The organism is Nocardia takedensis NBRC 100417, from assembly GCF_000308695.1.
Taxonomy (GTDB): domain Bacteria; phylum Actinomycetota; class Actinomycetes; order Mycobacteriales; family Mycobacteriaceae; genus Nocardia; species Nocardia takedensis.
In genome coordinates, this window is record NZ_BAGG01000257.1 from 29,545 (window position 1) to 51,643 (window position 22,099).

Here is a 22,099-nt window from a genome sequence, read left to right on the forward strand (position 1 = left end):
CAACCGATTCGAGGAGGCGAGATGAATGCGCGACCGCGATACCCCCGATGAGCCGATCGATGACGCGCACGGCAAGGGATGGCTCGAGGACTTCGAGGCCGCCCACACTCTGCGCCTGGTGCCACCCGACCCGGACCCCGACCCTGACCTCGACACCGTCGAGACCGGGGGCGAGCCCTTCGCCGAGTTCGACTTCGACTCCGACCCTGACCCGGCGGGGCGGTGGCTGACCCCGGTCCCCGACCTACCCGACGACCCGGTGGTGGGGGAGCGGACGGGGTTGTCGTGGCGGGGGTGGGGCGCGCTGGTGTCCGTGGTCGCGATCATGGCCGGGGTGGTGGGCGCGTGGGCGAGCGACTCGCGTCGGGGCGAGACTCTCGGCGCCACGGCCGAGTCGAGCGTGCAGAGCACGCCGACCATGACCGGGCACGGGGGCGCTTGCGAGGGGCTCGAGGGCACGGTGGTCACCAACGGGCCGGGTGACCCGGCCACGGTGGTCGGGGTGTTCGCGAACTTCCAGGCCGCCTACTACGCCCGCGATGTCGACGCCGCGCTGCGGGTGCTCGACCCCGCGATGGGGATCACCCACGACAGCCTCGCCGCGGGCATCGCGAAAATCCCCGTGGGCACGATCTATTGCGCGGCGGTGACACCGCTACCCGACGGCACGGCCAACACCCATGTCGCGCACCTGACCCCGGACGGGGTACGGGAGGACTTCCTCGGGATCGTCAATTCCCGCCCCGGCGAGACCGGTCCGCTGATCACCCGCTTCCAAGACCGGGGAAAATGACCCACCCCGACACCCCGGGTTCCGCGAGCGCGCCGCTGGTGATCGCGGTGGCCGGAGTCGGCCCTCGTACCGGAGTCACCACGACGGCCCTGGCGCTCGCGCAGTGCCGGCCCGTCGCGGGCACGGCGTCGTTGCTCGTCGAAGCCGACGAGCGAGGCGGTCAGCTCGCCGCCCTCATCGGCGCGGACCCCTACCTCGGGCTGTCGAGTCTGGCCCGCAGCCTCGACCCGGACACCACCCCGGTGCGGCCCGAACGGCTCGTCGGGCACGTGCAATACCTACCCGGCGGGGTCGCGCTGCTCGCGGCACCACCGGGCCGCGACCCCGCCCGCGCCGCCGTGGCCGCCGCCCTGTTGGCCGGCCCCGGCCCCGGGGTGCGGGTGCTGGGCGCGACGATCGTCGCCGATTGCGGTTCCCCCGAACCGGATACCCGGCTCGCGCCGGTCCTGGCCGCCGCCGACGCCTGCCTGGTCGTGGTCCGCGCCGACCGCGTCGACCCCGACCACGCCGCTCGCCGGATTCACCGGCTCACCGCCCACAGTCCTCACCGCGGGGTGATCCTGCTCGGCGCGGACCCACGCGTCGACTACGCCCGCGTCCTGGCCGTGCCCGTCGTGGGCACCCTGCCCCTGGCTCCCGCCGCCGCCGATGCCCTGCCGTACGGCACCCGAGCACCACGAGGTCGCGCCCTGCTCCCGGCCGCCCGCAACCTCGCCGCCGGTCTGTACGAGCAACTACGCCCCCCAACCCGGCCCCGGCCCCCGTCGCGGTCGAGCGTCACCGTGTCCGGCCACCGACCCGCCGCCCCGCCGCCGGCCGGAATCCGACCGTGCCGCGCGTATATCGGATCGACCCGACCGGCCCCGACCTCCGACCCCGCCCCACACCCTCTCGCGTACCCGCCGCACGCCCCGCCCCGCCCCGATCCACCCCGCCCCCCGCCCCCGACCACGACAACGCCATCACGGGCCACCAGGGCCACGACAACGCCGCCGAACGTCGCGTTCCGGCATCCGATCCGCCCCCTATCCCGACCCCGCCACCGCCGACCCCGCCCGCCCCCGCGCCCGATGCGCCGCCGGATACCATCGAGCCGGTCCTGGCGATCACGGTGTTCGGACCGTTGCGGGTCACGTGGCGGGCACCGGGAGCCGTCCGAGTGGACGACGTCACCGGTCGCCTACAGCCCCGCAGTCGAGCGCTGCTCTCGGTACTGGCCCTGCATCCGGCCGGTCTGACACGGGAAGGGCTGATCGAGGCCCTGTGGGGGCAGACGCCACCGCAGCGCTCGGCCGCGACGCTGTCCAACGGCCTGAGCCGACTGCGCACCACCCTCGCCGCGGTGACCGAGGGCCGGATCACCGATGTCCTCGCCGCGGACCCCGTGCACTACCGCCTCGCCGAGACCCCGCTGCGGGTGGACTACCGCGACTTCGAGGAGGCGGTGGCCGCACGACGCCACGCCGGCACCGACGCCGCCCGCGCCGCCGCCTGCCACACGATCACCACCCTCGCCGCGACCACCCTGGCCGGCGACCTCGCCCAGGAATGGGTCGAACCGCTACGGGAGGACGCGCGCCGCCACTACCTCAACGCCGTGAGTTGGCTGGCCGCCCACGCCGCCGACCCCTACGCCACCCTCGGACTGTTGGAAGTAGCACTCGAGAACGACGCCTACAACGAATTGCTGTGGCAGGACGTCCTACGTCTGCACGCCCGACTCGGTGAACGCGACGCCCTCAACCGCACCTACACCGCACTCACCACCAAACTCGCCGAGATCGGCGAGGAACCCGACCCCGACACCCGCCGACTCTTCGATCGACTCCGATCCGGCACCGATACGGCGTCACCCCCACCGAATCGCTGAAACGTCGCGACCATTACGAAAGAACAGGCATGTGATACCGGTGGAGAATGGCTTAGAATGGTCGCACCGCGAATATCTCCGAAGGTATTCCACGCGCCGGCGTGGATATGGGATTGGATTATGCGTGCTCGGTGATTCGGTTCGCGATGAACAGGTGATTCCGCGACGGCGAATTCTGTCGACTGAGTATCTCGGGTGGTGTATCGGTCGGCGATCTCGGCGTGGTCGTTCCGTGTGGGGTTCCGTGGTGGTTTTCCGTGGGGGGTTGGGTGTGGTGGTCAAATCGCCACCCCCGCGCGCGGCATATGCGCTGGTAGGGCGTGGTGTATCGGAGGGTTGACGCAACCGGGATTGTCTATACACAAAGCTGTATAGACATGATCTCCGGCGCTGTTCGTCCGGTCAGATCGCTCGCCCCGGGTGGTGATCTCGTATCCGAGTCGAATGTTCCGGCACCCTTGTTCTTCTTTTATTCTCTCAATTCTTTCGTCTGGGGTTTTTGTTTGTTTAGTCTCGGGTGGGCTTGTTCATCGGTTCGGTGTCGCATTTCATTTGTTTCTTGTCTTGTCGATGTGTGTGCTCGCGGAAATAAATTCCGAAAAAAGTCGCGAGACCGGTTGTGGACTCGCTGTGAGGCGAGCTAGTTTCAGTTCGTGCCCCGGAAATGCCCGGGGAATTCCCACGAAAAACCCTTTTGGTGGCCTCGCTACCCGTCTGCCCGCGATCCCGCGTGGCGGTACGTATTCGGGTGACTGTTTCAGGAGAAAACACGATGGTTTCGACCGTGACCCCCGCCCCCACCGCCCCCCGCCTGCCCAACGGGGAATTGCGCCGACTGGTGGCCGGTGTGCTGGCAGATCAGCCGCGCGAAGACCTTTCCCCCCGCGACATCGCGAAGGCCCTTGACCGGTCTTCGGGGGCGGTGGGCAACGCGCTGGAAGTGCTGACAGCGGCGGGACAGGCCAAACGCGTATCGGACGCGCCCCGCCGCTACCGGGCCACCCGCACCACCGCCACCGCCGCCGCCCCGGTGCCCACCGCCGCCCCCGCCCCGGCGAAGTCCGCCCCCGCCAAGAAGTCCGCCGCGCCGGCGAAGTCCGCCGCCAAGAAGTCCGCCGCCCCCGCCAAGAAGTCCGCCCCCGCAAAGAAGTCCGCCCCCGCCAAGAAGTCCGCCCCCGCCAAGAAGTCCGCCCCCGCCAAGAAGTCCGCCGCCCCCGCCGCGTCCGCGCCCGTGCCGGTGCCGACGACGGGGCCGGTGACGCGTCCGAACGGGTTGCCCTATCACCCGCGCGAACTGGCGGGGTCGGCGGATGTGGACGTGTTGCGGACCATGCGCGCAAACGAAGTCCCCGTGCTGCTGTACGGGCCGCCCGGAACCGGCAAGACCAGCCTGATCGAAGCCGCTTTCGGTGACGACCTGTTCACGGTGCAGGGCGATGGGGACACCACGGTCGCTGATCTGGTAGGCGAGTACACCCAAAACCCCGACGGCACATTCGTTTTCGTGCACGGTCCGTTGGTCCGTGCGATGCGGGAAGGCAAGGTGCTGTTCATCGACGACGCGACGTTGGTGTCCCCGACGGTGTTGGCTGCGGTGTATCCGGCGATGGACGGGCGGCGCGAGATCATCGTCAAGGCCAACGGTGGCGAGATCGTCAAGGCCGCGCCGGGGTTCTACCTGGTCGCAGGCCACAACCCCGGGGTGCACGGGGCGATCCTGTCCGATGCGCTGGCGTCGCGGTTCGCCTTCTGGGTGCGGGTGTCCAGTGACTACGACCTTGCCGCCGCTCTGGGGGTGCCGCCCAACGCTGTCAAGGCCGCGCGAGAACTGGCGTGGCGGCACGAAAAGGGCGTGATCGGGTGGGCACCGCAACTGCGGGAACTGTTGGCCTTCAGCAAGATAGCCGCCGCGACAAGTGAACTGACCGCCGCCGCCAATCTGCTTGGGACCGCGCCGCAAGACGATCACCCGATCGTGTCCCAAGTTCTCAAGGGCGTGTTCGGCACCGACCTTGCGCCGTTGGCGCTGGGTGACCGCCGCCGCTGACCCCGCACCGCCCGCCCCCGGCAGGGGGCCGCACGGTCGGCCCCCTGCCCCCTTGTTCGGAAGGAACCTTTCCCCGTCATGACTCATGTGTTGACCGACCCGACCATCGCCCCCGCCCCCGTGCCGGATGCGTGGAAGTCCCTGTCGGCCGTGCTGACCGCGCAGACCCGCCGGATCGCCGGGCGTGCCGATCTGAAGGTCACCATCGCCCCCGGTGCCGGGTTGGGGCATCCGGCGGTGTTCCTGCCCGCGCGCGCCGCTATCGAGATGAACGGTGACCTTCTGCCGGTCGACCCGGCGACCGCCCGCCCGGTCAACGACCGCGACCGTGCCCGTTATCCGGCGGTGTGGGGCGCGTTCATCCACGAATGCGCGCACGCCCGGCATTCGGTGTGGCAACCGCCCTACGTGGCGGACCCGGCGGTGGTCGACGCGGCGATGCTGCTGGAAGAATCACGCATCGAACGCGCGCAGGTCCGCCGCCGCCGACACGACCGGAAATGGTTGCGTGCCAGTGCCACCGAATTCATCATCGGTGACAGCGGCGGGGCGGACGCGATAGCGGCTACACCGATGACGGTCTACGCCGCCGCGCACGCGGCGGGGTTGATCCTGGCCCGGGTGGACGCGCGCGTGCTCGCCGCCGGTGAGGTCGCGCCCGCCGCCGCCGCCATCGAAGCCGTGCTGGGTGAGACCAGACTGGCCGACCTGCGCGCCATCTGGCGCGACGCGCACAAGACCGCCGATGACGACACCGCCGCCATGCTCGAGTTGGGCCGGCGCTGGGTCGACATCGTAGGCCCCGACCCGCAGGCCGACCCCGAACCGGGGTCGGCGCTGGGCGATGCGATCGCAGCGGCGATCGACAAGATCGTGCGCGCGGTCGCCGAAGAATTCGACACCTACGCCCCGCCCGGTCGCAGCACCCGCGAGCCGCGTGACGACGAACGCGCCGCCGCCCGCGTGCTCGCGCGCGGGTTGGACACCGCCGCGCAGCGTGAACGCGTCCAGGTCAAGTCAAGTTCGCTGCTGCCCCCGGGGCGGGTGCGGATGCGCGGGGCGATGGCGCGCGCCGCGCAGCAAGCCGCCGGGGCCATCCCGACCGCTGAAATGTTCACCCGCACCCACCGAAAACCGGTACAGGTGCCGCCGCTGCGCATCGGAATCGCCTGCGACATATCGGGTTCGATGCGCGACTACGTTCGGCCGGCGGCATCGGCGGCATGGATCATCGCCCACGCCGCGCACACCGCGACCATGCCGGCCCAGACCGCGACAGTCACTTTCGGTGAACGGGTGCACCCGATCACCCGCCCCGGCATCGCGCCCGCCCGGGTGACCGACTTCGGTGTCAAGGGCGCGAAGGAAGTCATCGATGAGGCGATCGACGTGCTCGATTCGTCGCTGGGACTGTCGCGCCGCGAGAACACCCGTCTGTTGGTGATCGTGTCCGACGGCCGATTCGATCCCGTCCTGTGGATGGCCGGCCAACAGCGGGTCGACCGGCTACGCGCCGCCGGGTGCGCGGTGCTGTGGCTGGCACCCGACCGCGACAGCGTCACCCCCTTCGCCGGGGTCACCGTGCACACGCTGACCGACCCCGCCACCACCGCCCAAGCCATCGCCCGCGCGGCGGTGGCCGCTGTCCGCGACGCGTGAACCCCCACCGGGGCGGGCGGGACACCCCGGCCCGCCCCGGCCCCCCGAACACCCACACCCACACCCACACGAAAACGACTGGGAGACAACCGACATGACCGACCACGACTACACCCCCGACCCCGACGACCTGTTGGCCCGAATCCGCGCGATCGGCGTCGAAGAGAACATTCGTGAACTGCGCTTGCGCCGGCGGGGCCGGTACTCCGACCGTTATGAGGAGCAAGCCCAGCACCTCGAGCGCCTGGAACAACTGGCGATCCTGATCTTCGCGCTGGACGTGCATCTCGCCCACGGGGGGCCGCTGCCCGAAGCATGGGCCACCCGCACAATTCCCCTGGACGAGATCTTCTAGACCGACTCACCCGTCGACGGCCACCACCGCGAGTCCCCGCGGTGGTGGCCGTCTCACGTTCTCCCGCGAGGCGAGGCGCCCTCGCGCAGGGCCGCCCCGCGAGTCGCAGCGTGCTCGCCGCAAGGCTGACCGCGCGAGCCGAAATGTGCTCGCGCCGCGCGTATTCCGTGCCATCGGTCGGTGTTCGGGGGCGAAAGGTTTTCTGCACGTTCCGCTTGACATCGGCGATGTATCGAGCGGTCATGGAAACCGGGGACACCACCCGCCCGGGGCCACGCGCGCCGTTCGGGACGGTGTTCCGTCCCGGCCGGGACATGACCCGAACACCCGAAAACCACTGGTCAGAAGGGGATAGTCATGTCCACACGCAAGAAGAAGACACCCGCCCAACACCCACCCGCCCCCGCGCCCGAACCGGCCCCCGCGCCCGAACCGGCCCCCGCGCCCGAACCGGCCCCCGCGCCCGAACCGGCACCCGTGCCCGAACCGGCACCCGTGCCCGAACCGGCACCCGTGCCCGAACCGGCACCGGCCCCCGTGCCCGAATTGCGCACCGACACCGAAGCCGCGTTGTGGGTGGTGTTGGACGCCAACCAGTCGGCCACCACGGGCGAACTGGCAGCACTGGCGAACATGTCGACCACCACCGCCCGCCGCATCCTGGTCCGGTGGGAAGACGCCGGATTCGCCGAATCGGCACGCGACACCGACACCCCCAACGCCGCGAAGACCTGGATTCCCAGACTGCCCGGAGAACCCGCACCCGCACCGGCCGAACCGGCACCGGACAGCGTGCACCCGCAACCGGCGGCACCGGCCCCGGCCGGCGACGAAACCACCGCCCCGGATACCGACACCCCCGAACCGGCCCCCGACCCCGCAGCGGGTGACGGTGAGTCGGGTGAACGGCTGCCCAACGGCGCGCTGCGCGGGATGGTCGAAGATTTCCTGCGCGACCACCCCGGCGAAGAATTCAGCCCGACCGCGATCGGCAAGGCCTTGGACCGTTCCGGCGGGGCGGTGAACAACGCCCTGGAAAAGCTGACCCGGGAAGGCACCGCCCGCCAGACCCAACAAGCGCCCAAACGGTTCGCGCTGGCGGACTGACCCCACCCCCGGCCCTGTCCGGTGCGACCCCGCGTCGCGTGGCGTGTGCTGCGCGGCCCCCGGGGGCACCGGACCCGGGGTTCCCGTTCGACTCGTTCGTCATCTCGATTCTGAAAGGTTTCATCCGTCATGCGTGCTTTTCCCGCCGCCTACGTCGCGGCTGCCTTGTACGACACCTTCGCGACCACCCTGGACGCGTTCGACTCGCTGGAAATGTGGCTCGCGATCGCCGAAGAAGCCGGATATCAACTCACGATCGCGCCCGATCTGGTGATCCCGCCGCGCTGGATTCCCGTCTATCTGATCTACTGCGGTGAGGTCACCGACGCCGAATTCCACCCGGCCAGTTCGGTACTGCGGATCGTGTCCGGGCCGCTGACCGGCACCACCTACCCCTACAGCGCCGACAACGACACCGCCGCCCGCGCGGTCGCCGCCGCCCACCCCGACCCCAACGACACGGTCTTCGTCGTACCCACGTGGCGGCTACGCGCGGAACAGACCCCCGCCCCGATCCCGCGCGTCCCCGATCCTGTGACACCCGACGACGCCCGGGAACTGATGACCCGCTAACCCCGCACCCGCGAGACGACCGGTGGGGCCGCGCAGACCGCGCGGCCCCACCGGCCGTCTCGCGGCTGCGGCGGGCGTGTTTCCGGGGTCGTTGCGCGTCGACCGACCGGTCGCGTCGGTCCCGGGGGGAACAATGGCGTTCATGGGATATGAAGCGGTGCGGGCACATTCGCGTAAGGGTAAGATCGGCGGAAGCTACGTGCGCGGGTCCATGCGCTTGCAGGACCGGCCCGCGTCCCGGCGGGGCCGCTACCGCTCGGCCTACGTCCACGGCTACCGCAGCGCGTCACCGATGCCGATCCTGTGGGTTCTGGGCGCGTTGTTCGGCGGGGTGGTGCTGCTGCTGTTGGTGCTGACCGTGACTCACATGGGCACAGCCGACGAGTCGACTGATGGCGCTGTGGTGCCCGCGACCGTGGCCCCCGCACCACTCGCCCCGCCGCCACAGCCCTGTTACCCGCTGCAAGCGGCGTGCTGAACCCGCGCGCCGCCGGGCGTGTCTTAGGCCGTGGACGCCGCTACGTCTGCGGGTTCCCCGGCGAGGCTGATGCTGCCGGGGAGGCAGGAACGCCGAGATTGCCGGTGCGGATCGAGGCAGCGGTGCCCTGTACGGCCACGGAGCGCTCGCCCGAAGCGGTGACCGTCGAAGGCGGGGTGCCGGTTTGGCGTCGGTGTAGCCACAGCGAGGCCGCGATGCCAGCGGCCATCAATACCGCGACCACCGCCCACAGCCACCACGGCCCTCCGCCGGTCGCGAGATTCACCACGACCGCCGAGGCCGTACTGATGACCCCGGCCGCTGTGACAGGTGCCCACACCGGAACCAACGAACTCGTCCCCACCATCCGCTTGCCCTCTTTCGTGTCCGCGCCGAATCCCCGGCGACGCCATCGAATTCACACCACGAGCAACGCAATCCGACCTCAACGTACACAGGGTGTCAACAGGTTCCGTTGAGTCAGCGCCAGTTGCGAACGCTGCGGTGTGGCCGGCTGCTCCGAACGCGACCGATTCGCTGGTGATCGCCGCGAATCAGGCTGACAGTTACTCCGGGGAAGGGGTGCTCGGGGCGCGGACGCCGCCTACGTCTCCTCGCCGTTTGGTTCAGTTGGGTCTGCCCGATGTTCAGCGATCCAACTGCGCCAGACTGCCGCTTTGCGCTCGTCTGGTCGAGGCTCTGCGATGATCGGGGGTTCGGCGTATGGAATCGGGCTCAGTTCAGGCATGCCAACTTGGACGTGCTATCTGGTCCGATGGTTCCATCCACGCTGGTACGACTAGGTCTCAGCCTGTTCGATGAGTCCGCGTCGGACGGTGGCCGCGGTGAGGAATCCAGCAATCGACAGCACCAACAGCACGCCTCCCACGATAAGGGGAGCTTGCGTGCTGTCATGGCGATCAAGGCAGTCCCCGCCGTAGGACCACTGCCTGCATTCGACGTCTCCTTGCGAGGCGATGAAGATTGAAACGACAGCGAAGATCAGCAGTACCGCTGACACTGCTTTCCCGATGGTGAGGGCGGCTTGCTGATTCGGCGAAAGCGATCTAGGCGCATGAGTCACGCGGCTCAGTCTCGCACTGTTATCCAGAGCAAGCACGTTGTGCCTGAGGCATTTACGGTCATTTTGGTGCCGGCCCTCACTTCCGACACCGTACGGCCTACCTCGGCTCCTCGATAACTCGTTTCGACCACGACGAGCGTCGGCAGCCCACCGACCGGGAGCGGCGGGTGCCTATCGGTTGTTGTTGATCGCCTCTACCGTCCATTCGATCAGCGCCGGGGCGATGGTGCCGTATCCCCCCCAACCACCCCGGATTCGGCGAATCGGGCCATATCTTCGCGCCGGCCCGCCAGTTCTGCCAGGGCGGTAGCGGTGGTGGGCCGGTGGCGGTGGTGTAGGCGCGGGCGTACCCGGACAGCGCCCCACCGGTGAACGCGGCGGCGGTGGAGGTGGCGAGATCGGCGGCGACCGGCGCGATCCCCGCCAGCGCGAGTATCGCTTTCAAACGATCGCCCGCGGCGAGGGCTTCGGTGGCGGCCCAGGCGATTTCCTGGGCTCATCCAATATTGAAGGCGATGCGGGCGATGTCGAGTCCTGCGAGGACCCCGACGATCTGTGCGGCCACCGCGACCCACCCGAGCCGTCAGTGACGCGACGAGTGCCGGCGCGCTCGCTATTAGAGGCATGTCTAGGTCGTAATCATGCCGACCAGCAGTGTGAACCGGTTGTGCAGATCGCCCGAGACCCGGCGCAGGCCGGGGTTCTGAACTGGTCTACCAGCGGGCATATGCGAGAGTTGTCACCTATGTCTGGTGACCACCAAATGCCATTGGCCGGTTTGGGGATTCGTGGCTTTCGCAGCTTTCATGGAGAACTCCAGCTCCTCACCCCGCTGGACAAGGTCAACCTCATCGTTGGACAGAACAACAGCGGTAAATCCAACGTCCTGCGGTTCGCAAATCAACTCGCGAAGCTCACCCGGACCCTACCGGAAGGTCTGGATCGTCCATTGCGCGGTGACGTGACCTTCGAGCTTGCGCTTCCGATCACTGAGGCGACCATAGAGAAGATGATGATCGCGTATCTGGAAGGAGACGCCACTCAGGAACGAGCGGTCAAAACCCTGCGAACTGTGTTCGAGTGCGCCCCCACACAAATCGCCGGGTCGGGCGGTGGCAGTTGGCTGCGTCTGAGTGCAGGGAGTCGCGAAGCGGTCGACATCGACAAGCAGGCCGACGCTATCGTTGCCGCTGCCCCACCCGCAGTGCGGTTCTTACACAGCCGTATGCGCAGCAACCACGAGTCGGGACCGATCAAACGGCTGCTGCACGCGGTGCGGGCTGAATTGCAGCTTCCGAAAGTGCGATTCGTAGATGCGTCGCGGCGGATCACCAGCTCCGGCGAGCCCGTGCCCGACGATGCAGCGATGACGGGGGAGGGTCTGATCGAGCGGCTTTTCCGGCTCCAGGTCCCCTCACGCGCGATGGACGAAGACCGCGAAAAGTTCGAGCAGATCAACGTCTTCCTGCGTAACGTCCTGGACGAGGACGACGTCCGGCTGGAAATCTCTCATGACCTCGAACTGAATGTGCGTCGTCGGAGTATGTTGCTGCCCCTCGACCATCTCGGTTCCGGCATCGCCCAAGTGGTGGTCCTCGCCGCGGCGGCGACTCTGGAAGAGCACACTCTTGTTTGCATGGAGGAACCTGAGGTCCATCTGCACCCGCTCCTGCAACGCAAGCTGCTGGCCTACCTCTATGAGAAGACGAGCAACCAGTACCTGATCGCGACCCATTCAGCTCATATGCTCGATGCTTCGTTCGCGAGAGTGTTCCACGCGACCTACACGACGCAGGGAACCGAAATCACTCCGGCGGGTCATCCTTATGAATTGGCGAGGATCTGTGCCGACCTCGGCTACCGGCCGAGCGATCTGTTGCAGTCCAACGCCGTTGTCTGGGTCGAGGGCCCCTCGGACCGGGTGTACCTGCAACACTGGCTGCGCCTCATGGACCCGGACCTGCGTGAGCATATCGACTACACGATCATGTTCTACGGCGGCCGTTTGCTCAGCCATCTGAGCACCGAGGAACCCAACTCGGTTGATCAGTTCATCAGTCTCCGCAGGCTAAACCGACACCTCGCAATGATGATCGACAGCGACAGGACGAACCCTCAAGCCCGCATCAACGCCACCAAAGCCCGGGTCGTCGGCGAACTCGCTGGCGACGAACCCGGAATCTGCTGGGTCACCGAGGGACGTACCGTCGAGAACTACGTCCCGCCGACTTTGCTCGCCGAAGTCCTCGATGCCCTCTACCCGCGCCGAACGTTCACCCCGAACAACGGTAAGTACAGCGATGTTCTGCGCCCGACCGACCCGAAGGCCGGGCCGGACAAGGTACGAGTTGCACGAGCGGTCATTGAGCGTTGGAGCGCAGGACTCGACTACCTCGACCTCCACAAAAAGATCAGAGCACTTGTTCAGATGATCAGGGAAGCCAATGGTCGTGCTCCCCTGGACAAAGCCACCAAGGAGAAGCCGACAATCAGATAGGGGCCAAGGCTGCTCGGCACGCCAGAGTCCGCGTACTTCGTTGGACCGACCAGTCGCGGCTACACGCCGGTGTGTGCGGGCGGTGACCTATCGGCTCTTGCCAATCGTCCGTAGCGCCCATTCGATCAGCGTCGGGGCGGCGGTGTCGTATCCGTCCGCGTGTACCCCGGACCGGGCGACCAGCGCGGCGTCGCTGCCCTGGCGGGCCAGACCGGCCAGCGCGGCCGTGGTGGTGGGGCCGGTGGCGGTGGTGTAAGCGCGTGAGTAGCCCGACAACGCCCCGCCCGTGAACGCGGCAGCGGTGGCGGCAGCGAGGTCGGCGGCGACCGGGGCGAGCCCGGTGACCGCGAGGACCGCTTTCAGCGGGTCGCCTGCGGCGAGGGCTTCGGTAGCGGCCCAGACGATTTCCTGGGTTCGTCCGATGTCGAGGGCGATACGGGCGATGTCCAGGCCCGCGAGCACGTTCACGACTTGCGCGGCTACCGCGACCCATCCCGACGAGTCCAGCGGCGCGGCCAACGCCAACGCCCGCGCGACCAGGCGCAGGTCCAGGCCCGCGACCATGTCGACCAGCGGTGAGAACCGGTTGTTCAGGTCGCCTGCGACCCGGTGTAGTCCGGGAATGTTCGAGGTGGCGAGTAGGCCGGGGAGTTGGGCGAGGTCATCGACGATCGCGGGGACGTTCGCCACGAACCCCGACAGTCCGGCGAGCACGGTCACGACCTGGGCGAGGACCTGTGTCGGATCGAGTGCCTCGATCGGCGCCGAGCCCGGGGTGCCGGGGGCCGGGGCGGTGCTGGGAAGCGGGCCCGTCGCGCTGTTGGTCGGTGCTGGTGTGGTGGGTGTCGGGGGTGTGGCGGTGACGGCGCGGCCTACCGCGGTGAGGACAGGTGCGGTCTCGGGCGTGCTTGAGCAGTAGAGGTCGCCTTCGGCGCAGACGGTGACGACCCGATCGGCCAGCTCGCCGAACTCACCGGGGCGGGGGCCGAGAACCCCCTGCCCCGAAACAAGTTGGCCGAGTTGGGGTGTGGTGGGGTCGCGGCGTGGGTCCGAGACCAGTCCGACCGCGACGATCCGCGAGGCCGGGACAGGTCCTCGTCCCGCGCCGATGGCGGCGGCGAGGTCTCCGGTGAGGTGCGCGCCCTGGGAGTAGCCGAGCAACACGACCCGGGTGGTCGAGCACAGGCCGGCCAACACCGCCGTGAGCGCCTCCACGCCGGCGGTTTCCGAGCCGCCGTCCGGGGCGGTGTGGGTGCGCACGGCGATGTCGCTGCCGTAGCGGTCGGTGAGCGCCGCACCGACCGGAGCGAGAACCCCGGCCGCGCGGGACGGGTCGCCGCCGGTCGTGGTCTCGCTGGTGCCGGGGGCGAGTACCGCTGTCCAGCGCGGGCAGTCCGTCCCAGCGGGTGTGGGGGTCGGTACGGCCGCGGCGAGGCCGGTCCCTGCGGTGAGGGCGGCGGCGAGTCCGCCGCTGAGCAGCGCGCGGGCGAGACGGCGGTGGGTGGTGTGGTGGCGGGTGGGCATGGTTGGTCTCCTGTCTGGTGACGGGTGCGGCGGGTATCCGGGGCTCGTTAGGGGCGTGGGGGTGACTCGACCTGTGCCGCTGGTGCGGTGGCGGTGGGTCGGGTGGCGGTGTAGTAGTCGGCGCCGGGCCATCGGTAGCCGCTGACCTGGACGGGTTGGTTGAAGGTGGGGGCGTGGACCATGCGCCCGTTGCCGAGGTAGATGCCGACGTGGTGCACGTCGGCGTCGTCGCCGTAGAACACGAGATCGCCGGGGGCGAGCTGGTTTTCGGGGATGCGGGGGCCGATGTGGACCTGGTCGTAGGTGGTGCGCGGGAGGCTGAGTCCGGCGGCCCCGTAGGCGGCTCGGGTGAGCCCGGAGCAGTCCCACCCGCCGTTGATGTCGGGTCCGTTGCCGCCCCACACGTACTCGATCCCCAACTGGGCGCAGGCGAACGAGATCACCTGCGCGACTGTCGGGCTCGCCGCGGTGAGTTCGGCGTCGGCACGGCATTCGCCGGTCGCCGAGGGCGCGGTGGCGCGGTAGCGTTCGGCTTGGTCGAGGACTTGGGTGACGTACCAGTCGGCGTGGTTGTAGGCCCAGATGGCGGCGTACATGTCCCCGGGTGCACCGGAGTCGCACAGGTAGAACGCGGCGGCGTGGATCGCGTCGCTCGGGTTGTACCGCGAGGGCGGGCTCGCCCCGCCCGCTGGCAGCGAATGCCGCGCCACCACGCCCTCGAAGGTCGGGGCGAGGAACTGCATGGGACCGCCCGCCCCAGAAGCGTTCTCACCCGAATGAACCCCGGGCAGGGGTGAGCGCCCGTGGTCGGTCTCGATTTCGCCGATGGCGGCGAGGATCGACCAGTCCAGGCCGGGACAGTCACTCGCGGCGCCCTGGTAGAGCACGAGCATCTCGGGCGGGATGTCGGCGAGGGCTTCGGGACTGGGGTTGGTGCCCGCGCCTGCGGAGGGGGCGGGCGCGGGGCGAGCCTGATCGTAGAACACGACGGTGGTGACCACGGCCGAAATCACCACGACCACGAATACGAACGCGGCACCGCCCGCGGTGAGGACTTTGAACAGCACTGGGGTTCACCGGTACCGCAGGTTCGGGGGCCGGTGGGGTGGGGGCGGGTCGAGGACGAACTGCCCGGCGAGGCGGGTCGTGTCCTGGCCGGTGTGGAGGTCGACAGCCGGCGGGGTCCGTCGCGGCCACGCCCGGGTCAGGTCGTGCAGGTGCCTTCGCCCCGCCCCGGGGGCGTCCAGTGCCAGCCATACCCGTTCGGCCGGACTGGGGTGGGGTGAGGGGGTGAGGAGTTCGGCGGCGGCGGTGGCGACCGGGACCGCGTCGGGGTCGGGTAGTCGCCGCCAGGTCGCGAGCAGCGCTTGACGGGCGTTGGTCTCGCGGGTGGTGGTGGGCACCCACACCAGCACCGGGGTCACGACTCCGGTGGTGCGGGCGAGTTCGCTGTAGCCGTGCAGTTTCGCGGCCACGCGGGGCAGGGAGGTGGAGCCGAGGTCGTATTCGAGGAAGAAGTCCAGGACCGCGCCGTGGTGGGTGTAGCGGCCGAAGGCGTCGGGGCGGGCGAGGTCGCCCCACAGGCGTTGGCATCGGGTCTGGGACCACCACGCCGCCACACGCCCCCGGCCGGGGTGGTGGCGGTGGTCGGTGGTGAGAGTGGTGAACCATTCGGCGACGCCGAGGGTGTGGGTCAGGTGCAGGCTGTGGGCGATGGCGAGGGCGCGTTGGGGGTTGTAGCCCAGCTCGCGGACCCCGACCCCGGCTTCGGCGGCCAGCACGGCGGCCCCGGCCGGGGCGAGCACCCAGTGCGAGGGCGCGCTGCCCCGGGGACGTAAGGGGCGGAATCGTTCCAGGACGCGATGCTCGCGCAGGATGCTCAGTCGGCGCAGCGCGACCTTGGGGGTCGGAAAGGTGAGTGCGGCGAGCTGGTTGGTGGTGAGCACGCGGTGCTCGTGCAGCATCCGCAGTATCCAGCGGTCTCGTTCGGTCAATCGGGCCACCAGCGCGTCGGCGCTCGGTGGGCGGGCGGGGCGTGGGGCGCGTAGATCGGCTTGCCGATCGGGACGGGCGATCATGGCTTGCGGGACAACCTTTCTCGGGCAGCGCGACAGCGGCGGGCTAGGACGAGCGCGGGTCGGGTCGGGGCGGCGTCGCGAACGACTTACCGGTGGATGTGTCAACCGGTGTCGGGTCGGTGGTGGTGAGGCGGGTGCGGGCGGCGGCGGCGATCTCGGCCGCCCGCCCCGGGATCGGGGGATCGAGGGGGCGGGTCGTAAGCGTGAAGGGGCGCGCGTTCTGTCCGCCGACGAGTAGGCGGGCGGCGGCGTGGTAGGCGTCGAGGTGGGCCAGGTCGTGCTCGGTGAGCCACGGGTCGGTGTGGCGGGCCAGGTCGCGGGCGTCCTCGGGGGAGGAGGCGAACAGGATCTTGTTGCGGGCGTTTGCCGAGATGCCCTCGCGTAGTTCGCGTCCGAGCTGGCCGAGGTTCTGGTGCGCCAACGACAGGGATAGGCGTAGTCCGCGTGCTTCGGCGAGCATGTCCTCGACCGGCGTCGAGAGATTCAAGAAGTTCTGGGCCTCGTCCAGGATCAGGCTCGCGTCGGCGCGGTCGGCGGCGGGTGTGCCGGCGCGGGCGGTGACGGCTTGCCAGGTCCGTGCCACCAGCAGCGACCCGACGAGTCGGCTCGTCTCTTCCCCGAGTGAGCCTTTGGGGATGCGGACCAGGCAGATGCCGCCGTGGTCGAGGACATCGGCGAAGTCGACGGTGGAGGGTCCGCCGGCGATGGCGGCGCGCACGAACGGGCGTAGCAGGAACGCACGTAGTTTGTTCAGCAACGGTCCGGTGAGTTGAGCGCGCCCGGATTCGCTCAGTTGCTCGTAGGCGTCCCAGAACCCGCGCAGGACGGGGTCGGGGGTGGTGCGGGTGACCCGTTGGCGGAAGGCGGGCTCGGTGAGCAGGCGGGGCAGGTCGGCGAGGGTGGGGGTGCCGGGTTGGGCGCACAGGGTGAGCAGGCTCGAGCGCATGATGTCGTCGGTGCGTGGTCCCCACCATGCCTTGTAGATGCGGTGGAAAACGGTGACGAGGTTGTCGACCGCGAGATCGCGTTTGTCCGCCCCGATCCGCCCGAGGTCCAGGGGATTCACACACGGCGGCGCGCTGCGCGAGTCGGCGTCGAACAACACCACCCGATCGGCGAACCGGGACGGCAGGCGGGACAGGACGTCGGTGACCAGGTCGCCTTTCGGGTCGACCACGATGACCCCGCGTCCGGCGTCGGCGTCGGCGAGGATCATCCGGGCGAGGAGGGTGGACTTGCCGACTCCGGTGGGGCCGAGGATGTGCAGGTGGTGGCGGGCGTCGGAGACCTTGACCGCCACCGGGCGACGCGCCGCGCTGTCGGCCATCCCGAGGGGTTTGGTGTGGGGGCCGCCGACCGGGATCTGCGGTGCCGGGGCCAGCGCACGGGCACCCGCGCGTTGCAGCCCGGGGAGCCCGGTGTCGGTGGGCAGGTGCGCGATCGAGGCCAGTTCCGGCACCGACAGCACGTCCCCGCGCCCGAGGTAGCGGCGCTCGAGCAGCGACCCGAGCCGGATACGGAATCGCCGCCGGTAGTAGTTGTGCTCGGTCGCGGAACCGAACACCGTGGCGAGCGCGTCGGCTCGTCCTCGCGCGATCTTCCGCGCACCCCGCCTCCCGCCGGCGGGGTTGTCGGTGATCGGGATCGAGACGGCGTAGCGGACAACGGTTTCCCAGTGCGGGCCTCGTGTCTTGCCCGCCGCCGCGCGGGCAGCGGCGGTGAATTCCATCCTCGCTTGACGGTCCCCGCCCGCACCGCCACCGGCCCGACCCAGGGTCGGGGTCGGGGTCGGCCGTGCGGGGGACAGCGGGCCGGGGGTGAGCAGGTCCAACAGGTCACGGGCCAGACCACGCGCTAACCCCAGCGGCACACCCGCCGCGCCGTAGGTCCCGGCGGTGCGGGTGGCGCGCGCGCCGCGTCGGCCGGTGACCGGGCGGGCGAGGATCTGGACGTGGGCGGCTTGGCCCGCGGCGAGGTCGTCGGCGGAGACGATGAGGTCGCGCACCAACTCACCGCTGTAATCGGTGCGCAGCGGCAACCCTTCGCGCCGACCGAGCCGAAGCTCACCCCCGACGAGTACCCGGCGGGTGTCGGGGGTCGATCGGGGTAGCGCCGGTCGGGCGTGGCGGGTGGTCTCGGTGTGCGCGCCGGGCCACGCCGAGGCCACGGCCCGCTCGATCAGTCCCGGCGGGACCAATCCGGGGACCCAGAGCCGGATCGCGGCCCCTTCCTCGGGGGTCACCGAGTACTCGAATCCGAGGTGCGGTTGCCCGAACAGCACCCGCGCCCAGGCGGGGCGTAGTTGGCCGATCAGGTGGGCCCAGAACGCGAGCGCGCCTTTCGCGTCGACCTCGGGCGGGGTGAGCACGGTGATGTGACGGGCATCGGCGCCGAGCCTGCCTCGCCGCCACACCACCAGCGCCCTGCCCGCGGTGAGCACGATGAGAACACCGAGCGCGACAGCGAACCCGGCCGGCGAGAGCACGCTGTCGCGGATGGTCGCGACGAGGTCGGCCATGGTCGGGCCGGGCGCGCGCAGCACCCGACCCAACCAACCGTTCTCGGGAGTCGTGGTGTTCATGCCGCGAGCCCGTCCGGGCCGGCGACGGTGGTGCCCCAGAACGGCGCGGCACCGAACTGGGGAGCCGAGACCGCACGGGGACCGGCGGTGTCGGGCTTGCGCAGGATGATCACGTCCTCGTGTGCGATGAGGTGCATCGGCAGCCCCGCTGCGCGCTGTTTGAGGATGAAGTCGCGCTGGAAGAAACTCGACCGGGCTTTGAGGTCGACGTCGGTGAGCCGCCCTAACAACGCCACGCACCGCTCGACCGGCACCAGCCCCGCCAAGGTGCCGCAGGTGACCAGATGCGCGGGCAGGTTCACCAGCTCGGCGTGCTGTCGCCACGGGCGGGCGGTGATCACCACATGCCCACCGGGGGCGAGGTATTCGGCGGCCCCGACCAAGATCCGCGTGAACCCCGACAGCAGGCGGCCGACGCCGACGTTGGCGAGGTTGCCGCGATCGAGGACCGCGCCGTAGCGGTGGTTGAACTTCTTGATCGGGCGGGTGTTGTTGTTCGCGTTGGCGGTGACTCGGCCGTGGACCGAGTCGCCGTAGGGCGGGGAGGTGAGCACCAGATCGACCCGCCCCTGCAAACTCTCGGGCAACAGGCTCGGGAGCTTGCGGGCATCGCCCTGGAAGACCTGCGCGTCGAGGTCGAGCCCCGCCTCGCGGGTGAGTTCCACGTTGGTGCGCGCCAGGTCGGCCCATCGGGTCTCGTACTCGACACCCACCGCGCGCCGACCCAGATGCAGGGCCTCGACCAGGGTGGTGCCGATCCCACACATCGGGTCCAGCACGAGGTCCCCGGGCCGGGTGTACGCCTCGACCGCGTGGCGCACGATCTCGGGGAACATCTTCGCCGGATGCGCGCCGCTGTCGGGGTGGTAGCGGCCCCGACGTTGGAAGGTGGGCGTGGTCTGCGCGGTCACCCACACCGACGTCGGCACGGTCGCGGCGGCCGGCGTGGTGGCGGTGGGGGAGTCGTCGGTGGCGGCGGTCGGAGCGGTGGGGTCGACGGTCATCTGGTGTCCTTCGCGAGGGCGGTCGGGCATGGGGTGCGCGGTGGTGGTGTGTGGCGGGTGGGTCACGCGGCGGCCTGTCCGGTGATCGGGAGCAGGAACGCGAACACGTCGATGTGGGCGACCGTGTGCCGCCCCTGCCCGGTCCCGGTGGCGGGGTGCGGGGCCGGGATGGTTTCGCCGGCGACGGGCGCGGCGATGAGGTGTTGCAGGAACAGCAGATCGGCGGACTGTGCGGCGGCCACGACCGGACCGGCCGGGTCGAGCAGCACCCCGTCGCGGCTGTGGCGGCAGCGTCCGAGCACCACCAGCAGCGCGCCCGCCGCCATCCGATCCGCCGCCGAGGCGATGACGTTCTCGGCGACGGTGACCGGGTCCAGGTGATCGGCGAGCAGGCTCACCACGACCAGATCGACCGACTCGTCGCCGCCCGAACGCGGGTCACGGCCCAACGATTCGACCGTGGCGCGCGCGGTCTCGGTGTCGGCCTCGAGCAGGTGGAGTCGCCCGCGCGAGACCGGGGCGGGCCACGCGGTCAACAGCACCCGCGCACCGGGGGAACTGAACTCACCGATCGCGCGGGTCAGGATCGGGGCCGGCCAACGGTCGGCCGGGTCGAGCGGTTCGATTCCGGTGGCCCACAGGGTCGAGGGCGGCACCGGAACCGGGGTCGAGGACTGCCGGTCGCGGCGAGCGGCCCGGGGCGGGCGGGGACAGGAAACAGAGGTCATGCGGGGCACTCCTGACGGTGAAAGAAAAAGCCTTCACCCAATAAAGGTCACCAATCCCTCAATTCTTGACATCACCGATCAATAACAATTCGATACGGATCGCGCAGCCTCCGATTTCACGCCAGTGCACCCCCGACGGGGCCCGGGCGGACACGCGAGTCAAAGAATTATTTTTGTGTGTTTCCAGAAATGTTGCCGTGCCCGTTTCCGGCCTCTCCGAGTCATCCCCAAACCGTCCCCAACTCATCCCCAAACCGTCCCCATTTGTATGTAAGCCCAGCTCATCGCGCGCCTAATGTGATGCTGACCGGCGGGAATGCTCATTTGCGGAATGGTCGCCGGATCGGCGCGGGGACATCTGTGGGGATGAGTTGGGGACGATCCGGGGATGGATTGGAGACATTCCGGGGATGAGTTGGGGACGTTTCGGGGAGAGGTGTGAGGTGTCCTGTTCTGGTCGAAAGAGAACAGTTTCCACGAACAGGAGTCGGATAGTGCACGAATCGACGCGCCGAAATGTCGAGCCGGATGTGAGGGCGGTGTTATCGCCTTTACGAATCGCGGCCGGTGAATACGAAAGGATCGCCACACGAGGGTTACCCGCAGTTCCCATACCGGGTGCTCGAGCGCTGGGCGAGCGGGCCGGGTCATGGGACGGGCTCCGGGCGGCGCTGCACGATCCGCAGCTTCCCGCCCCCGTGGTGGACGAGATCTGGGTGTGGCTGATCGGACGATCCCGAACCCACGGCCACGACGCGACCTTGATGTGCGTGGCCTTGGCGGTGCCGATGCTGGCGAGGGTGGCCGGGCGCTTCACCGCACCCGCCGACCCCTACCGCGCCGACATCGAGTCCGAGGTGTTGACCGCGTTCCTCACCGCGGTCGCCGGCGTCGAGGTGGACCGGCCGGGGGTGTGGCATCGGCTCCGGTGGGCGGCACGCAACGCCGCGAGGAACGCGGCCCGTCAACACGACGCGATCACCGCCGCGCTCACGACCGGCGACCACGACAGCGACCAGGTCACCGACAGCCCCCCCGCGTGGTCCGCCGTGCCCGGCCACCCCGAGACCGTCCTGGCCCGCGCTGTCGCCGCCGGAGTCCTCACCGAGGCAGCGGCCGAGCTGATCCTGCTCACCCGCTGGGAACACCGCCGGATCACCGACCTCGCAGCCGAGCAGGGCGTCTCGCACACGGCGCTACTGCAACGCCGCTGGCGCGCCGAGACCCGACTCGTCGCCTGGCTGGTCGAGCGCACCCACACCGCCGCCACCACCAGCCCCACCGAAGTCGACGCACTCGACACCACGACCGGACACCGACACCCCGTCGCCACCGTCACCCACATCCACCCGGCCACCGACGAACCCGAGGAACGCGCATGTGCCTGAACCGAATTCCCCAGACCCCCCTCGCTCGCCCGCCCCGCGCCCGGTCGTGGCCGGCGATCCTGGCCGTCGCGCTCGCTCTGGCCGTGGTCCTGGTGGTCGTCGCGGGGGCGGCCTCGGCCGCGCCCGCGCCGGGTACGGTGCTCGCCGTCGCGGGCACCCTCGACCAGGTTCTCGACAACTTGCGGAACTGGTTGATCGGCATCCTCGCGGCGTTGGCGACGGTGTGTCTGACCGTGGCCGGTGCCCGCTACCTCATCGGCGCGGGCGACCCGGCCGAGATGGAGAAAGCCAAGAGCGCGCTACGCGCGGCGTGCCTTGGCTACGCGCTGGCAA

General features: G+C 69.6%; 19 protein-coding genes. 12 read left to right on the forward strand and 7 right to left on the reverse strand.

Annotated elements, in window-relative coordinates; translation table 11 throughout:
- The first annotated feature begins 25 nt into the window (after window positions 1-25).
- The 9 genes from ON30_RS31680 to ON30_RS31720 all read left to right on the forward strand — a co-directional run bounded on the left by ON30_RS31680 (window position 26) and on the right by ON30_RS31720 (window position 8,882).
- Window positions 26-793, forward strand: coding sequence for a DUF8176 domain-containing protein (locus ON30_RS31680; RefSeq protein ID WP_040713564.1), 768 nt, complete (start codon window positions 26-28; stop codon window positions 791-793).
- The gene (locus ON30_RS39840; RefSeq protein ID WP_157184010.1) at window positions 790-2,031 is read left to right on the forward strand and encodes a P-loop NTPase family protein; all 1,242 of its coding nucleotides are present in this window, start codon (window positions 790-792) and stop codon (window positions 2,029-2,031) included. Before ON30_RS31680 ends, ON30_RS39840 begins: the two co-directional genes overlap by 4 nt.
- Window positions 1,953-2,663 (forward strand): AfsR/SARP family transcriptional regulator, encoded by a 711-nt coding sequence (locus tag ON30_RS39845; RefSeq protein ID WP_040713566.1) that lies wholly within the window; start codon window positions 1,953-1,955, stop codon window positions 2,661-2,663. The genes ON30_RS39840 and ON30_RS39845 overlap by 79 nt, the downstream gene beginning before the upstream one ends.
- Before the next feature lie 772 nt (window positions 2,664-3,435).
- Window positions 3,436-4,710, forward strand: a complete 1,275-nt coding sequence (locus ON30_RS31695) for an ATP-binding protein (RefSeq protein WP_040713567.1) — start codon at window positions 3,436-3,438, stop codon at window positions 4,708-4,710.
- A 78-nt stretch (window positions 4,711-4,788) separates the two neighbouring features.
- Window positions 4,789-6,369 carry a VWA domain-containing protein gene (locus ON30_RS31700; protein WP_040713570.1) on the forward strand — a complete coding sequence of 527 codons (1,581 nt, stop codon included), beginning with the start codon at window positions 4,789-4,791 and terminating at the stop codon, window positions 6,367-6,369.
- 94 nt (window positions 6,370-6,463) lie between these two features.
- Window positions 6,464-6,724, forward strand: a complete 261-nt coding sequence (locus tag ON30_RS31705; protein WP_040713573.1) for a hypothetical protein — start codon at window positions 6,464-6,466, stop codon at window positions 6,722-6,724.
- A gap of 357 nt (window positions 6,725-7,081) precedes the next feature.
- Window positions 7,082-7,831 carry a hypothetical protein gene (locus ON30_RS40470; RefSeq protein ID WP_040713576.1) on the forward strand — a complete coding sequence of 250 codons (750 nt, stop codon included), beginning with the start codon at window positions 7,082-7,084 and terminating at the stop codon, window positions 7,829-7,831.
- A 129-nt stretch (window positions 7,832-7,960) separates the two neighbouring features.
- Entirely contained in the window at window positions 7,961-8,404 is a 444-nt protein-coding gene (locus ON30_RS31715) for a hypothetical protein (RefSeq protein ID WP_040713578.1), read from the forward strand.
- Between the two features lie 142 nt (window positions 8,405-8,546).
- Complete coding sequence (locus ON30_RS31720; protein ID WP_157184011.1) at window positions 8,547-8,882, forward strand: hypothetical protein; 336 nt, start codon at window positions 8,547-8,549, stop codon at window positions 8,880-8,882.
- A 799-nt stretch (window positions 8,883-9,681) separates the two neighbouring features.
- Here ON30_RS31720 and ON30_RS31725 read toward each other — a convergent pair.
- Window positions 9,682-9,966, reverse strand: a complete 285-nt coding sequence (locus tag ON30_RS31725; RefSeq protein ID WP_157184012.1) for a hypothetical protein — start codon at window positions 9,964-9,966, stop codon at window positions 9,682-9,684.
- A gap of 745 nt (window positions 9,967-10,711) precedes the next feature.
- Here ON30_RS31725 and ON30_RS31730 point away from each other — a divergent pair.
- Entirely contained in the window at window positions 10,712-12,463 is a 1,752-nt protein-coding gene (locus ON30_RS31730) for an ATP-dependent nuclease (protein WP_157184013.1), read from the forward strand.
- Window positions 12,464-12,550: 87 nt separating this feature from the next.
- Here ON30_RS31730 and ON30_RS31735 read toward each other — a convergent pair whose 3' ends face one another.
- The 6 genes from ON30_RS31735 to ON30_RS36725 all read right to left on the reverse strand — a co-directional run bounded on the left by ON30_RS31735 (window position 12,551) and on the right by ON30_RS36725 (window position 20,378).
- Window positions 12,551-13,987 (reverse strand): cutinase family protein, encoded by a 1,437-nt coding sequence (locus ON30_RS31735; protein WP_040713586.1) that lies wholly within the window; start codon window positions 13,985-13,987, stop codon window positions 12,551-12,553.
- 47 nt (window positions 13,988-14,034) lie between these two features.
- A complete protein-coding gene (locus tag ON30_RS31740; protein ID WP_051030265.1) occupies window positions 14,035-15,054 on the reverse strand; it encodes a C40 family peptidase in 1,020 nt (339 codons plus the stop codon).
- A 6-nt stretch (window positions 15,055-15,060) separates the two neighbouring features.
- Window positions 15,061-16,065 carry a replication-relaxation family protein gene (locus ON30_RS31745; RefSeq protein ID WP_063719984.1) on the reverse strand — a complete coding sequence of 335 codons (1,005 nt, stop codon included), beginning with the start codon at window positions 16,063-16,065 and terminating at the stop codon, window positions 15,061-15,063.
- Window positions 16,066-16,108: 43 nt separating this feature from the next.
- Entirely contained in the window at window positions 16,109-18,646 is a 2,538-nt protein-coding gene (locus ON30_RS31750; protein WP_040713587.1) for a type IV secretory system conjugative DNA transfer family protein, read from the reverse strand.
- Window positions 18,643-19,650, reverse strand: coding sequence for a TRM11 family SAM-dependent methyltransferase (locus ON30_RS31755; RefSeq protein WP_083911850.1), 1,008 nt, complete (start codon window positions 19,648-19,650; stop codon window positions 18,643-18,645). Before ON30_RS31755 ends, ON30_RS31750 begins: the two co-directional genes overlap by 4 nt.
- A gap of 62 nt (window positions 19,651-19,712) precedes the next feature.
- On the reverse strand, window positions 19,713-20,378 hold the full coding sequence (locus ON30_RS36725; protein WP_157184014.1) for a hypothetical protein: 666 nt from the start codon (window positions 20,376-20,378) through the stop codon (window positions 19,713-19,715).
- 698 nt (window positions 20,379-21,076) lie between these two features.
- On the opposite strand from ON30_RS36725, the gene ON30_RS31765 reads away from it, so the two are divergent.
- A complete protein-coding gene (locus ON30_RS31765) occupies window positions 21,077-21,766 on the forward strand; it encodes a hypothetical protein (protein ID WP_051030267.1) in 690 nt (229 codons plus the stop codon).
- On the forward strand, window positions 21,757-22,099 hold a 343-nt coding region (locus ON30_RS31770), incomplete at its 3' end, for a pilin (RefSeq protein ID WP_063719985.1). The genes ON30_RS31765 and ON30_RS31770, both read left to right, overlap by 10 nt.

Bases quoted from the DNA above. Each gene is read 5' to 3' on its own strand.
- ON30_RS31745 (WP_063719984.1), bottom strand. From the start codon at position 16,065: ATGATCGCCCGTCCCGATCGGCAAGCCGATCTACGCGCCCCACGCCCC.
- ON30_RS31720 (WP_157184011.1), top strand. From the start codon at position 8,547: ATGGGATATGAAGCGGTGCGGGCACATTCGCGTAAGGGTAAGATCGGC.
- ON30_RS31680 (WP_040713564.1), top strand. From the start codon at position 26: ATGCGCGACCGCGATACCCCCGATGAGCCGATCGATGACGCGCACGGC.
- ON30_RS39840 (WP_157184010.1), top strand. From the start codon at position 790: ATGACCCACCCCGACACCCCGGGTTCCGCGAGCGCGCCGCTGGTGATC.
- ON30_RS31755 (WP_083911850.1), bottom strand. From the start codon at position 19,650: ATGACCGTCGACCCCACCGCTCCGACCGCCGCCACCGACGACTCCCCC.
- ON30_RS31705 (WP_040713573.1), top strand. From the start codon at position 6,464: ATGACCGACCACGACTACACCCCCGACCCCGACGACCTGTTGGCCCGA.
- ON30_RS31735 (WP_040713586.1), bottom strand. From the start codon at position 13,987: ATGCCCACCCGCCACCACACCACCCACCGCCGTCTCGCCCGCGCGCTG.
- ON30_RS40470 (WP_040713576.1), top strand. From the start codon at position 7,082: ATGTCCACACGCAAGAAGAAGACACCCGCCCAACACCCACCCGCCCCC.
- ON30_RS31730 (WP_157184013.1), top strand. From the start codon at position 10,712: ATGTCTGGTGACCACCAAATGCCATTGGCCGGTTTGGGGATTCGTGGC.
- ON30_RS31715 (WP_040713578.1), top strand. From the start codon at position 7,961: ATGCGTGCTTTTCCCGCCGCCTACGTCGCGGCTGCCTTGTACGACACC.
- ON30_RS31750 (WP_040713587.1), bottom strand. From the start codon at position 18,646: ATGAACACCACGACTCCCGAGAACGGTTGGTTGGGTCGGGTGCTGCGC.
- ON30_RS31700 (WP_040713570.1), top strand. From the start codon at position 4,789: ATGACTCATGTGTTGACCGACCCGACCATCGCCCCCGCCCCCGTGCCG.
- ON30_RS31695 (WP_040713567.1), top strand. From the start codon at position 3,436: ATGGTTTCGACCGTGACCCCCGCCCCCACCGCCCCCCGCCTGCCCAAC.
- ON30_RS36725 (WP_157184014.1), bottom strand. From the start codon at position 20,378: ATGACCTCTGTTTCCTGTCCCCGCCCGCCCCGGGCCGCTCGCCGCGAC.